This window comes from Clostridium sp. (assembly GCF_022482905.1).
Classification (GTDB): Bacteria; Bacillota; Clostridia; order Clostridiales; family Clostridiaceae; genus Clostridium_B.
Map to the genome: position 1 here is coordinate 1,999,343 of NZ_JAKVOI010000001.1, position 14,658 is coordinate 2,014,000.

Annotated in this window: 14 protein-coding genes; 3 read left to right on the forward strand and 11 right to left on the reverse strand. The window is 38.0% G+C overall.

Annotation, left to right across the window (positions count from 1 at the left end; genetic code table 11):
- Positions 1-219: 219 nt before the first annotated feature.
- From LKE46_RS09895 to LKE46_RS09945, 11 genes are all read right to left on the reverse strand, one after another.
- A complete protein-coding gene (locus tag LKE46_RS09895) occupies positions 220-2,583 on the reverse strand; it encodes a virulence-associated E family protein (protein WP_291721335.1) in 2,364 nt (787 codons plus the stop codon).
- A complete protein-coding gene (locus tag LKE46_RS09900; RefSeq protein ID WP_291721338.1) occupies positions 2,580-3,014 on the reverse strand; it encodes a DUF7768 domain-containing protein in 435 nt (144 codons plus the stop codon). The genes LKE46_RS09895 and LKE46_RS09900 overlap by 4 nt, the downstream gene beginning before the upstream one ends.
- Positions 3,001-3,219, reverse strand: a complete 219-nt coding sequence (locus LKE46_RS09905; protein WP_217821429.1) for a hypothetical protein — start codon at positions 3,217-3,219, stop codon at positions 3,001-3,003. Before LKE46_RS09905 ends, LKE46_RS09900 begins: the two co-directional genes overlap by 14 nt.
- Before the next feature lie 14 nt (positions 3,220-3,233).
- A complete protein-coding gene (locus LKE46_RS09910) occupies positions 3,234-3,902 on the reverse strand; it encodes a Rha family transcriptional regulator (protein ID WP_217821430.1) in 669 nt (222 codons plus the stop codon).
- 91 nt (positions 3,903-3,993) lie between these two features.
- Complete coding sequence (locus tag LKE46_RS09915; RefSeq protein ID WP_291721345.1) at positions 3,994-5,943, reverse strand: DNA polymerase; 1,950 nt, start codon at positions 5,941-5,943, stop codon at positions 3,994-3,996.
- Positions 5,944-6,019: 76 nt separating this feature from the next.
- Positions 6,020-6,568, reverse strand: coding sequence for a DUF2815 family protein (locus LKE46_RS09920; protein ID WP_291721348.1), 549 nt, complete (start codon positions 6,566-6,568; stop codon positions 6,020-6,022).
- Entirely contained in the window at positions 6,546-7,709 is a 1,164-nt protein-coding gene (locus tag LKE46_RS09925; protein WP_291721351.1) for a DUF2800 domain-containing protein, read from the reverse strand. Before LKE46_RS09925 ends, LKE46_RS09920 begins: the two co-directional genes overlap by 23 nt.
- Positions 7,702-8,043: an rRNA biogenesis protein rrp5 gene (locus tag LKE46_RS09930; RefSeq protein WP_291721354.1), complete on the reverse strand. Its 342-nt coding sequence runs from the start codon at positions 8,041-8,043 to the stop codon at positions 7,702-7,704. The genes LKE46_RS09925 and LKE46_RS09930 overlap by 8 nt, the downstream gene beginning before the upstream one ends.
- Positions 8,036-8,242: a hypothetical protein gene (locus tag LKE46_RS09935; protein ID WP_217821435.1), complete on the reverse strand. Its 207-nt coding sequence runs from the start codon at positions 8,240-8,242 to the stop codon at positions 8,036-8,038. Before LKE46_RS09935 ends, LKE46_RS09930 begins: the two co-directional genes overlap by 8 nt.
- A 116-nt stretch (positions 8,243-8,358) precedes the next feature.
- Entirely contained in the window at positions 8,359-8,850 is a 492-nt protein-coding gene (locus LKE46_RS09940) for a sigma-70 family RNA polymerase sigma factor (protein ID WP_291721357.1), read from the reverse strand.
- A gap of 474 nt (positions 8,851-9,324) precedes the next feature.
- On the reverse strand, positions 9,325-11,193 hold the full coding sequence (locus tag LKE46_RS09945; protein ID WP_291721360.1) for a helix-turn-helix domain-containing protein: 1,869 nt from the start codon (positions 11,191-11,193) through the stop codon (positions 9,325-9,327).
- Positions 11,194-11,403: 210 nt separating this feature from the next.
- Here LKE46_RS09945 and LKE46_RS09950 point away from each other — a divergent pair, with 210 nt between their 5' ends.
- From LKE46_RS09950 to LKE46_RS09960, 3 genes are read left to right on the forward strand one after another with little or no spacing between them, the layout of a single operon-like run.
- Positions 11,404-11,619, forward strand: a complete 216-nt coding sequence (locus tag LKE46_RS09950; RefSeq protein WP_217821438.1) for a helix-turn-helix domain-containing protein — start codon at positions 11,404-11,406, stop codon at positions 11,617-11,619.
- 18 nt (positions 11,620-11,637) lie between these two features.
- Positions 11,638-12,786 carry a restriction endonuclease PLD domain-containing protein gene (locus tag LKE46_RS09955; protein WP_291721365.1) on the forward strand — a complete coding sequence of 383 codons (1,149 nt, stop codon included), beginning with the start codon at positions 11,638-11,640 and terminating at the stop codon, positions 12,784-12,786.
- Positions 12,787-12,797: 11 nt separating this feature from the next.
- Entirely contained in the window at positions 12,798-14,654 is a 1,857-nt protein-coding gene (locus LKE46_RS09960) for a Z1 domain-containing protein (protein WP_291721367.1), read from the forward strand.
- The last annotated feature ends 4 nt before the right edge of the window (positions 14,655-14,658 follow it).

Here is a 14,658-nt window from a genome sequence, read left to right on the forward strand (position 1 = left end):
AATGCCTCCCAATTTTTAAATCAGAACAGGAAAACAAATTTGAACTAATTTCCTATATGCGCGCATACATACACCTGCACACACTCACTTCTTTCTTTTTTATTATTTTTTGTTTATATAGACTTTAACTTGTTCCACCTATTCTATATAGCTTATTTTTCTTTAATTCACTAGCTTTTTAAGTGAACCAATTTAGAAACAAAGTATGGTACAGCCCTGCTAACGTTCCTTTACTCTGGAATAAGCACGCTGCTTTCCATAGATAGGAAAATTGCTTGTTCCGTTTTTGTTTCCACAGTACTTGCTCCAGTCACTGATTTTTCTCATAATGGCTCCAATCGTATAAGAATCTGCTGTTTTCATAGAAGATGCATCTTTGCCAAAACACTCACACCAAATTTCCATGTTGCAGACAAGGTTTCGTTTTACAGTACCTACACGGGTGCTGCCTCCAAATTCGCTGCCTCCAAGAAAATTTCTACGTTCGTATAAAGACATTATGCCCCAATCCTCTGGCAAAAGAATATCAAGATAAGTACGCACCAAGCCTTCACGCTCGTCAGTTTCCATGGCATCAGCTTGTTCACCTCTCGCAAGAACATCATCATCACCTTCAAGATAAAGTTTTTCGCCTTGTTTATATAGATAGCTAGTCTCTGCCCAAATCTGCTGCACTTCTTCAGTAGTAATTTGCCATGATTTTTTAGTAGAATTGCCACTGATACGAACTGGCCAAAATCTTCGGTTGCCTGAAATATCTCGTAAAAATCCATTCTCCGCATTAGTAGAACCGACAATAATGCACTGTCTTGGATGGTTTTCTACATTTACTCCATAGCTTGCTCTATATTTATCATCTACTCTTGAAATAAAAGATTTAACAATTTCAACATCTGTCTTACGCATTCCAGCAAGTTCACCAAGCTCAAGCATCCAATATCCCTGCAGTTTTTCTGGACCTGCCTTATCTTTCATATCTGTAATGGTTAAGCTATCTGAAAACCATTCTCCGGCTAGTTTTGCAAAGAATGTGGATTTACCAATACCTTGTGGTCCATTTAAGATAAGTACGCTGTCAAATTTTGTTCCTGGTTGATATATGCGTGCAACTGCCGCCACCATTGTTTTTCTAATCACTGCTTTTGTATATGTGCTGTCAGCTGCTCCAAAATAATCTATCAAAAGATTTTCTACACGGGCCACACCATCCCATTTGGGCAAATTATCAAGATACTCCCTGATGGGATGATAAGCTCTTTCCGCAGCTACTGCCAGCACAGCATCTTTTGTTTTAGCAGGAGCATAAATTCCATATTTACTGCTTAGATACACCTTTAAAGATGAGTTATCTGAATCATTCCAGCCGTACTTAATTTGCTTCCAAGGCAACCCGCCTTTGGCATCTATACCATCACGATGGCAGTTAAAAGCAAGTGACTTTAACCTGTCATCATTACGCAAAATCAGCACAATATTATCCAGAGTGCCCTTTACTTTACCTTGCTTATCAAGTTCTAAAGCAGTCTGCCAATCATCCTCTGAAAATTCATCTTCTGCCTGTGCTTGTCTTTCTTTTGCAAATTCTTCTTTTACTGCAGTATCCTTAATTGCAAAATCACACATTGCCACATAAGACGGCAGTTTACCTGCAGCTGTATTTACAGCCGCCTTATCATCGAGAGAACAAAATTTATGGATACGTACAAGGTCAAATGCATTTAGAAGCAAACCACTTGCCGGATCTGTAGCATGATGGCTGTATGCAAATTTATCATCATAAATTATTACACCAGCACTGCTGTCAGCAGGAATATAATCATAGCGGCCTTCAATTGCAGATGGTGCATAAAAATCATTTAAGAATTTTTCAATTACATCACGAATTGAATAAGTACGGCAGAATGTTCCTACTACACCTTCCTTTAAAAGAGGATCTGCTTGTTCTTTTAAACTTCTTTTAATAATTTCAGATTGACGTGAAGATACTGGCCAAGTAGTGGTATCTTGCCAATTATCATATTTGGCAAGATATAAATCTGGATCAAGTAATGCTCCATCATTTTCTTTATATACAAATACACCATTTGAAGATGTGGAAGGCCAGTACATGAGACGTTCTGCCTCATAGGTTGTATCATCAAAAAGGTCAATGCCTATTTCTTTTGCTACCATACGAGCAGCAGCTGCATACTCTTCTTCACTAATTTCACGAGCAAGTGGAATGATTAAACGGAATCTTGGATTTTCTGGTGTATATTTATGGGTTGAATACATACAGCATTTAAAATCAAAAAGCATTGTAATTTCCTCCCATATATCTGCTGCTGCATAATCCATATCTAATGTTAAAATAGAACGGCAAAGCACATGCCCTTTCTTACGTCTGCCCTGCCTTAAATAGCCGCCCACAAATCCACCCACATCTTTTATATCATCCTGCTGTCCCCTTTTTAGTTTGCGGTATTCTTCTATGGTTTCTGTTGTTTTTTGCGTAGTCTTTACACGAGAGCAAAAGTCCTCCCATGAAATATCTGTGTTTTTCCACTTTTTATCCATACGGCTATTGCCGACTGCAATTTTCATAAACTTCCTACCTCCTGCAACTTCTCATTAAAATATCTGATTAACTGTTTGCGTTTCTTTGCCTTTTCTATTTCCTGTGCCATCCCATTTGATATGGTATTTCCAAATACCCACAGTTCATTACATTTTCCAAGTAAGATCACATTCATAAACATAGCTAATTCCCGCTCCTGCGGATTTTCATCATCCATAAACTGAGGGAAAAGCAAATGTGGAGCAAGCGGGATACAATTCATCTCCAATGCAAACCTACAGAAGGCACGTGCCTTTTTTACATTTTCCTCAATATTGCCAGAATAAGGAGAACAAATATACACAAGAGGCTTAAAAGCAAAATTCCTTTCTGCCTTCTCCTCTTTGATAACATTTGTAATTGCAGCATATGGAGTAGGATCATAATAACCCTCGGAGTTAAATTTATTTATCTTCATAATCCTTTCCCTCTCTTACCTTTTTGCTGCATTCACTGCAGTAAACAGCAGTACCGTATAAATCTGCATTAACATTACTAAATACTTCTGAAAGGTCAACATTAACTTCACATCCACAGCCGGGACAGGTGCAGAATACATTTTCATCATTAATTTCAACCACCGCTTCCACAGTATCACTAATCTTTTCCTTTACATAAAACATTGATTTTCCTCCTCTTATATATCCTTGTCCTTTATCTTTGTAACGTACCATTCAAGATAGCGCTTACGTTGCTCATAATCTGGCACTGCCACGAGCAAACCTACATCAACTTTTTGTAAGGTTTCAAGCATACTGATTTGCTCATCACTGAGATATGGTCTAATACTTTTTCCTTTTTCTATGCCGTTTGCCAGCCTGAACTTCTTTGCTGACATCCCAATTACAATGCGGTTAAGCATATCACACTCGTTGCTGAAGTGATAAGGTTTTGGATTTTCATGTATTAACTTGATGTTTTCTGTTAGTAATGGGAATTCCTTACGAGCAGAGACTAATGTTTTTATAAACTTATCCATTTCATTAAAGCGTCTAATGTACAGTTCCTTAAGATGCATTGCTTTTTGACCTGTGTATCCCATAGCCAACATAGTGAAACCATCACGGGTTACAGCATAACAAGGCAACTTTCTTCCAGTACTGTCCTTGTAATAGGTCAGATCAAAATTGGACTGAGTAAATTCTTTACTAAGCCCAGATTTGGGCTCAGTGATTTTTGCAATATCACGCAAAACATGCTTATGCTGTTTTTCAAAAAACTCTGCCACAAACAAGCTATCCACTCTTGCGGTGTCTTTTGTATCGGCAAATATGCCATATTTATCTTTGGGTATTAATTCTTTCATTGGAAAACCTCCTGTCATATAGTCTGAGAATTTCTCCTCTGCCTATATGCCAAAAATCTCAAACAATCGAACTCCCTAAATTGAATGTTTTTTATTCTTTTTTATAAAATTCACACTCATAGCCATCAGCATTAAGAATCAGTCCTTTTGCCCATGCTGGTGTTTCACTCATAATCCTACATACTTCTTCTACAGAAGATATTTTATTTTGTACTTCTATTACCACTTCATCATGAACGTGCATTACAATTTCAAATCCATGGGCAGCTAATTTAAGCATTGCTTCTGCTAAAATATCACGGCTAATTGCCTGAACAATATTCTCTGCAAACTTAGAACCATAACTTTCTATTCGTTCCCATTTTTTCGTGCCGCCAACACCTTCATAGGTGACAGACTCACCACCGAATCTGTTCTCTCCAATAAGAGGTTTCACATATGCAAGCCTTCTTCCACTTGGCAGCTTAATAAATAGAATTCCACTTTGATAAAAAATTCCGATACCATATATCTCAATTGGCTGTTTTGTTTTTACTACAGTTTTTACTGCACGGTCTATCTTCCACCACAGAGAAGTTATATTAGGATTAGAATTTCTCCACGCATTGACGATAGGTTTTAATTCATCTTCAGCAAATCCCATTTGAACTGCTCCCATTGCTTTAAGTGCTCCTACTGAGCCGCCATAGCCTAAGGCTAATTCTGCTATTTTACCTTTCTGCCTTAAATGCCCGTTAATACCATTTTTTTCAACAGGAACATTAAACATCTGTGATGCTGAGGCACAATATATATCTCCACCACCTGCAAATACATCCATTCTCCATCTCTCACCAGCAAGCCACGCAATAACACGAGCCTCAATTGCAGAAAAATCTGCTACAATAAACCTACTCCCATACATTGGTATAAAAGCTGTTCTAATTAATTCTGACAGCACACTTGGAATACTGTCATAAAGTAAATCTAAAGCTGTAAAGTTTCCATCTTTCACTAAAGAACGAGCCTGTTTTAAATCTGGAAGATGATTTTGAGGCAGGTTTTGCACCTGGATTAGCCTTCCAGAATATCTGCCTGTTCTATTTGCACCATAAAACTGAATTAAACCTCTAGCTCTGCTGTCTCTACAAACCACATTTCCCATTGCTGTATATTTCTTTACGCTGCTCTTTGCAAGCTTCTGCCTAATTGAAAGCACCTCATGTATTTCTCCATCTGAATCTTCAAGCAACTCCGAAACTACTGCCTTAGAAAGAGAATCTGTTTTCATACCTTGCTCAAGGAGCCAATCCTTTAATTGTGCAGGAGAATTAGGGTTTTCAAGACCAGTTAATTTCTTTGCTTTTTCAATATTTTCTGTTTTGAATTTTTCATCGCAGGAAATTGCCTGTCTTACAAAATCCATATCAAGATTAATACCACAGTCATTGATTATCTGGTCTAAGCGGTAATTCTTCCACTCGCTTTTTGATACAGGAAATTTAGATAATTTATTTTGTATTGCCATTTCTGTTTCCACATCACGCTTGTTATAGGAGATGAACGTTTCCCATTTTTGTATATCATGCTGTGGTAAATTACTAGTACGACCCCCGTTAGATTTTGTTGGGGTGCAGGGAATACAAAAATATTTAATTAGATTTTTACCTTCTGATAATTTTTGTTTTTCAAGACCCAATACCGCTCCAACACCCTCAAGGGATAATGGAAGTCCTAGAGTTGCCGCCCATACCATGGTGCAGTGCCATGACTTTGGTGAAAGATAAGTACCTGCTTTCATACCAAGCCACTTTGATAAGCATATTCTTTCAAACTGTGCGTTGAATGCCCATTTAATAACAGAATCATCAGTAAGAGCATTTATAATTTCAATTGGAATTTTCTCACCTCCAGCAAGTTCAATCACCTTCACCTCTCCTCCATCTGCTGAATATCCAAACAGAAGAATGTCAAAATCCTCACTCTCGGCATAACGGTATACACCTGACTTTTGAAGATTGACACTGGAAAAAGTCTCAATGTCTATTGAAATAAATTTCATATAAATACCATCCTTTCAAAAGCAAACAAGGCAGCAGAAAATATCCTCCGCCACCTCGTCTTTATATTTATTTTTCTTATGCTAAAAAATCATCATCTTCCACAGTTGTGAAATCATCAGCTGCATTTGTTCTGCCGCCTAAAACCTCGCCATCCTTAATCTTTTGAATATTGCCAAGTCCACAAGCAACACCCTTATTTCCATTACTGTTAAAAGCGTAGAAATTTAAAGACACTCTTGCGTAGCATCCGCTATACACTTCATTGCGGTCAAGGATAGGTCTTACTGCCTTATCCACAATCTGAGGTGCAGTTATACTATTTGCATTTACAAAATAATGTCCTTTATATGCCTCATCATCACGCTCTGCGTCACCATCTCTTAAAGGCAGTTTAATAGCTGCTTTATTTGGTTTTTTACCACCAAACTTTGAAATTCCTTCTTCAATTGCTGCATCTATTGCTGCATTAACAGCATTGATAGTTTCTGTATCCGTCTTAGGGATAAGTACTGATACGCTGTATTTTTCAGCACCCCCATTAATTGATGCCGGTTCCCAGCCGTGAAAGTAGCTTAGACGTGTATTTACACTTGTAACAACCTTAGTTTTGCTTTGATTTATCATAATTTTCATCCTCCATAATTTCATTAAATTCGTTATTTGCATTTGATGTATTCATAGCCGTTCTTTTATCTGTAATTGGAACCAATATCGGCTTTCCCGGTGGTTTATATATGAGGTCACCAAGAATTTTCTTAAATTGTTTCTTACCCATCAGTTTCTGCATTTCCGTAATCGTAATAAGTCTCTGATGGAATATGTCCTTGTAGCCATTTGCCTTAGCTGCATCTGCCACAGCATCTTCATTTTTATACTTGCGATTAGAGCGACCTTCGACTACTTTAAATCCACTCCACTGTTTACCATGGTTGATGGCAGCATCTGTGGCATATGCCATAATTTCATTTGCCCATTTAGTTAAGTCAGGTATCTTATGAAGAATTTCTTCTACCTCCATATCCGTTAAAAGTGGTGGAAGCATGAATTCAGCCTTTGCAAGTTCCAATTTTGCCTCTGCTCTTGCACGACATTTTACTGATGCTTTGCAAAAAGTACACCATTCTCCAGGTAGGTATTCTCCCTCACCATTTATAGCCATCTGAGCCTTTGGCTTTAGTTCATTTTCTGCCCAATCCTTTAATTCTTCCACTAAAATTGTCCATGTTCTGATATTTTCCCTGCGTGGCTGAAATATGGTCATGGATACTTCCTTAATGTCATAAAGACTATCATAGATTTCCAAAGCACCCAGTGCATACAGTTTCATCTGTGAATTATCTACTGCATCTACCAAAACTCCCATGCCATATTTAAAATCAATAATATGGAGTTTCTCATCAGCAATAATAATACAGTCACCTGTCCCAAAACCCTGCGGCACATAACAAGAAAAATCTAATTTCTGTTCTATAAGTACCAGTGGATCACTGCAGCATTGTTTTGATATTTCCAACTGCTCCATTACAAAATCCACATAATTATCTGTGTATTCCTCCATATCATCAGAATCATAGTTTGAAATAGGTCTTTTACTCCTCATCCTAAGTGCTTTGCGAAGTTTATGCTCACAAAGAGCATGGGCGGCACTGCCTTCTGCAGCCGCTGTGCTTTCTTTACCTTCAAATTCAAATTCCAGTCTTGCCGATGGCAGGCAGTTGAGCCACCTATGTGATCCTGATGCAGAAAGTATCGCATGATTACCCATTTACAAGTTCCTCCGCATCTTTCAAAATATCAGCATAATAATTAGGCTCAATCTCACTTAGTTTTGCCGCACCATATTTATGAATAATTTCACGCACCTTGGCAGTCATGCCAGCTTGACTCTTTTCTGCAAGGACAGCCCTTACATCCTCAAGCTTAATTTTCTTATCAGCTGACTTTGCTGTTTTCTTTAGTTCTGCCTCTTTAACCGGAGCAGGTTTCTTATCTTTATCTGCAGGTTCGCTTTCTGCCATTGCATCACAAACAGCCTGCAGGCTGTCTGCCAAGGATCGCATATCTGAAACCACATCAAGCAGCAGCCTGATTTCACTCACAGCTTTCACCTCCTTTAAGTTCACGGATTTCCACGGTTTCAACCGAATCACCCGGTGCAAGAACAAGTACATTCACTTTTTCACCGAAAAGAAAATTTAACAATCTTTTACGGATTTGCATTGTACCACTCTCAATAACAGGATTAGGGTTATCGCTTGGATGTGCAATGTTGATACATACTTTATGTTTTAAACTCATAGCTTTTGCTCCTTTCTGAAGGGCTTTATTTACCCTCTGTCCATATGCAAAAAATCTAGGGGAATCGAACCCCTTTTTTTGAAAACTTTATTTAAGAGGATTTTAGCCCCCATTTTTCAGATTTTTTTACTAAGGTTGTCATAAATCCTTTTTAGGCGGTTTCTAATAGCTGCTTCACTAACGCCTTCCTCAGCCGCAATAGAAACATTGGTACGCTTTTCATAGAATACTTTTTTGATTAGTTCCTTCTGCTGAGGTTTTAAAGTTTCAATAGCTGCTCTTAGCCTGTCTATCTTTTCCGCATGCTCAGTTTCTTCAATGGATTGGATAATACTTTCCAATGGGTTAGAATCATTATCAGTAAGATAGGCATTACGATCAGCTGCATCATCCTGATTCTTATCATGATAGGCATCAATGTGCATTGGAGTATGATAGTTCTCACGGCGATTAGCATCTACTTCTGCATCATCCAAATTATGTAGAGTAGCAATGATAGCATCTGTTACACCATTCTTATTTGGCACGATTTTTATTGTCTCTCCATCAGCTGAGTAATAAATATAATTTGTTCTGTTCTTTTTGCTTGTTTTGTAATTTCTTAACATAAGTGCATCCTTTCCGCCGAACTGCATTGGCAGCAAAGGATACAAAAATAGGTCTGTGCCTCGAAGTACACAGACCCTTTGTCCTGAAAATGAGCGCAACAAGGTAAGGTACTTCTTATTGCACCACCACAGTCCTTGCGGACTGGATCGAGACAATATGATGTATCCTTTGCCCTTATTGCAAATCAGGCATTTGATATTTTTTTGTAGACAAGGAATGGTCTAATTCTTGCTAACTACGAAGAACCTTTCCTTCGTCTATCATTATTGTAAGTGAGAATTGGACAGCCTTGGCGGACACCTCATGCCCGTTAATTTCAGGCTCAAAATGACGCTTTTCCCCACAAAAACACCTAAAAACAACAATAAAAAAGCCATACACAAACCCTTAAAAGGATTCATGTATGGCTCATATATTTAATAACTAAAAAAACGGACATCCCGTGTCCGCTTTTTCAAAAATATTTTGATTTTTTATAATGGCTCTGCGCCATGTTTCTGTAAAAACATTCTAATCTCATCCATCGATTTTGGATATAGGTGAGTCAATGCAAAATCATACCAGATATGACTATTGTTATTGAAGTTCAATGAAAATGGAGAATTGCGAATTATATGACTGCTAATTTTAGGTGGTAGATGAAGTCCAAGGCAAATTAAAACTATGGAATTAATAGATCCCTGTTCTTCCCCATTAACGATTCTTCTTATGGTGCGCTCATTGACCATTATTTCCTCTGCTAATTCGTTATAAGTTACTTTTCTCCACTTACGCACCATTTTAAGAGAGCTGGTATAGCTATTTGATAATTCATTATAGACTCGTATTTCTTCCGCTATTGTATCAGCTAGTAATTGGGCCTTCTTTTCTGGAGCCGCATACTCAAAGCCATTACAATATTTTATATCAAAATCAATATTTGATGTCTTATCACGATTGAGAAAACATTCAGTATAGTATCTTTCCCTACACCCAGTTTTGACTGATAACTCGAAAACCAAGCAGCACTCTTCCATATGGGTTCGTGCATAGTCAGTAAGTAGGGTCTGTCCAAATATATCCTGTATTATATATTTTGGGTGGTTTAAAACAAAGTGGGAATCTGCATATATATAACTTCCGTCCCTAACTAAAGCGGCCATTTCCGTATTGGTTATGCTTTGGATGGCAGCATCCTCTGCACCTATAGAAAAGGTCTGATTTCTTTCAAGCGCACCCTTCTTAAATCTATGAGGCTTGACGTAGCGACCATCTATGTAAGTAAAGGTTCCGATTGCTTCCTCATATCCAGCATCAATCATACGGATTTTAGCTGCTAACCTTGACACACAGAAGAATGCTGCCAATGCATCAATAACTGGTTCCATTACATCTATAAGTTTAGATGTTCCAAGTTCAGTTCTAAACTGCTTGATAAATTCAAATGCCTTGGTCTTAAACATAATCAGCGGCATTTGAATCCTTGGTGCAAGTGCATTTGCCTGCCACTCCATCCAGTCAGTTGCATCTCTAATGTTATCTTTTATACCGCCTACTACTTGACACTTAATTTTACTAGCACTGCTGTTATATAATCGCTCCAATTCAAATGCTTTCCTATGTTTGTCCCAATGAACGCACTCGTGCACAATGGTGTTATTGACTGATCCAAGATTACGAAGGAAGTACGCTTTTGGATCCACAAATATAGTACTGGCATCCACATGGGTCTGCAGCATTTCATCGCTGTTTTTATCATAAAATTCTGCATCACAGTCATGAAAGTATATCTGTCCAAAAACAGAAAAATCCTTTGTAATCTCTCTCATTTCCACGACGAGGCCCATTTTTTCTGCCAACACTTGTGGTTCAACTGCCATTGGGGTTTTTAATGCTTCTGGGTAATGTCTGCGAAGGAAGTCTGCGGCAGCAGACTCTAGTTGTTCTCTATTAATGATAGGGACAAGAGAATCCGACATAGGTTTTAACTGTTTATTTTTGCTGGTATACTCTGTTACACTGGAGATTGTAAAATCATCCAAATTGCAATCCAGATCTCCAGAACACTTCAGCATAAACCACTGCCTGCAATTTTCGGATTCATCATAGTGATAATCTGACTCCCGGACCCCTAGTTCAGCTTCAACGGCAACATCAAATTCTATTTTCATATCTGGCAAGTCATTAACGGATACAAACTTTACTTCTATATCTGATAATTCAATGCCACCAATATTTCGAACCTTGTATAGCCTTAAGTCCAAATCATCGTAGTTATCCGTGGTGTAACTTTGTATAGCAACAAATACTTCATTATAGAATCTATCTGCCACATAGTCTTTAAATGAACGATTACCTGCCAAAGCACTTCCTCCTCACCCCATATGAAATTAATATCTTTAATAATTTTCATTGTTTCAAACATTCAAGCATTAGTTTATAGGTAAATTATAGCATATATTACACCTATCTCAATGTTTATTTTGCATTCATGAATTTTAATTGTTATATCGCTAATTTTGTGATAAACTTTATTTTGTAACTAAAATGAGTAACTAAGGTGAGGTGGCATTATGTCCATAAGTTATAAAAAACTTTGGAAACTTCTAATTGATAGAGACATGAAAAAAAAGGACTTAAGAGAAGCCGCTGGTATTAGTACTGCTTCAATGGCTAAACTCGGAAAAAACGAGAATGTTAATACTGACATTTTAATAAAAGTATGTAAGGCTCTTAACTGTGATATTTCAGATATTATGGAAATTAAAAAAACTGAGGAAACCCATTAATCACAAAGGAGTGAGCTAATGAAACTGTTGTATTCAGATATCCTGCCCCTTGCTACATTACAGGGTCAAGAAACAATTATTGACTGTTTTAACGAACAAATTGCAAAGTCAGACCGAGTTGAAATTGCAGTTGGATACATCTCCCGTGTAGCATTGGAAGAACTAGGCCGCCTGGTCGAAGAACTCAATATATCCAGTATATGCCTTACTATTGGTATGTACTTCATCGAAGGAATGCCGGAAGGATCATACAATGCTGCGCTTGAACTGAATAAAAAATGGAGAGAGGCAGGCATTGGCGAAATTAAGATTGTAAAGGCATTTAAATACCACGGTAAATTATACTGTTTCTATAAAGATGGACAGCCTTTTTCAGCTATCATTGGTTCTGCAAACTTAGGTGTAATCAAATTAGATGCGAATAACCGCCGACAGTATGAAATCTCATCAATTACTGATGATGCTGCTGAATGCAGAGAAACTGCAGATTTTATAGAGAGGCTAAAAATGCAGAATTGCTCAGATAATATTGCCAGCATAACGGGAATGCCAATAATCAGGGAAATTAACACATCACTTAGCGGCATTGATATGGTAACACAAATTCCCCAAACTGGTGTACAGCTTTATGCACAGCATAAAACAGGTGTTTCTTTTGTGTTGCCGTTAAAAGTTCCTGCTTACAAAGAGCGGCACATGGACGATGGCAAGCATTTCACGAAATCAAATATTAATGTTAGCTATGCCGCACCAAGAAGCAGGAGAAAATCCCGTGATTGGTATGAGACCCAGCTGACCGTGAGCAAAGAGATAACTCGTTCCAAGGGATACCCTGAAAAGAACAAAATTTTCTTTGTTGTTACCGATGACGGCTATTGGTTTAAAGCTCATACTACAAGTGATGGCAATAAACAGTTCAGCGCTGTTGGCGATGAACTTATTCTTGGCCGTTGGATTAAGGGCAGACTTGCAGCTGCAGGACTTGTAACACCTGTAAATGATACCCAAGCTGATACAGACCGTAAGGGCATGATTACGAAAGAAATGCTGCAGGCATATGGCTGCAATAGCCTTGTACTTTCTAAAACTGACCAGAAAGCATTGGACGAAGACGGCTCTGAACTTGATGTATGGGTTTTATCATTTGAAACAACTACTAAAAAATGAGAGGTGCGGCTATGCAATACTTAAAAACATACCTTCAAAAAATTACAGACCGAGGCAATGTAAAATTGGCGGAATCTATTTTAAAAACTGCTGAAGATGTTGGCGAACAGTATATTCGCAATTTTTCATTTACAAGTCATGAGATTGGCCTGTTGTTTGGAAATATACAGTCCGGAAAAACTGGTCAGATGTTTGGCATCATGTGCAAAGCCGCTGACTTAGGTTTTCCGGCATTTATCCTGCTCACTACTGACAATGTTGCTTTGCAGCAGCAAACTTTGGAACGTGTTAGAAACGATTTAGATGGTTTCTGTATTTGCGGTGAAAACGACTCAGGATTGTTTATTGAGAATAGCCTTGTAAAGCCAGCGATTGTCATCTTAAAGAAGAATTCACGAATGCTGAGACTGTGGGCGAATGTATTTAACTCCACGGGCTTTATGAAAGGAAATCCTCTTTTTATAGTTGATGACGAGGCAGATGCCGCTTCTTTGAATACACTTGTAAACCGCAATGGTCAGTCATCAATTAATAGGTATTTAGACTCTATAAAGAATGGTGCATCAAGCAGTCTATACTTACAGGTTACCGGTACTCCCCAAGCAGTCTTACTACAAACACTTGCTTCCGGATGGCATCCGTATTTTACATATTACTTCCATCCCGGCGATGGCTATTTAGGTGGAGACTTTTTCTTCCCCTCAAGCGGCAAACCTGAATGCATTGATTATCTTGAGACAATCAAACAACCAACAAGAAGTGTTGTTATACGACATATAGCTGTTTCTGCCCAAATTTTAGCATCCAACGGCAAAGTGTCAAACTGCCTTATACATCCGAGTGTACGTCAAGCTGTCCACCAGCGTTTTGCTGACAACGTCACAAAAGAAATAAATTGGTGTATTGAACATATCAATAATGAGTTCATCACTGAATTACAAAGCCAATACAATGCTTTAATGCCTGACAGAAGTAAGAAACTTTCTTTCGATATTATATATAAAACTGCTGGGGACTTGATGGAAAACAAGTGTATAAAAGTCCTTATAATGAATGGAAAGACAGATGTTGAAAGCCATGAATATGCGGCAGGCTGTAATTTTATCATTGGAGGAAATACTCTTGGCCGAGGCGTTACTTTTCCCGGTCTGCAGACAATTTACTATACAAGGACAAGCAAAAAACCTCAAGCTGACACTATGTGGCAGCATAGCCGGATGTTCGGTTATGACAGAGACCCCGGCATGATGAAAATATTTATAAATGAACAACTCTATAAATTATTTGCGGATATTAATGCTACTAACAATGCCATAATCGCCCAAGCAGAACAGGGAATTGATAATATTAAAATCTATTATCCAGTTGGATTAAATCCAACTAGAAAAAATGTTCTTAATAACAAACGAGTCAACATTCTCTCCGGTGGAACGAACTATTATCCATTTTATCCTGATAATGACTCTATAGAGGATATATCAAAGCTGTTGGAGCCTTTCTCTGATGATGAACCTTATTACCAAGTAAGTTTAAGATTTATTAAGAAAATTTTGACTCATATTATTGCCAGTCCGGATTTTAAATTAGACGCATTTCTTTCGGTCATTGACACATTTCTTTCAGAGCAGCCTGCTGGACAGGGTATTTTGATAGTTAGAAGAGAAAGGAATGTAGCACAAGGCACAGGTGCGTTGTTATCTCCAAATGACTGGACACTTGGCGGCACTTTTCTCAATAAAATCGTCCTTACCATGTATCAAGTGACTGGTACTAAGGGATGGGGAGGGAAAACTCTCTGGGTTCCGAATATTAAACTTCCTCACGATACAATGTATTATGATGTGTGTGAAGATAATACAGAAGCATAGGAGG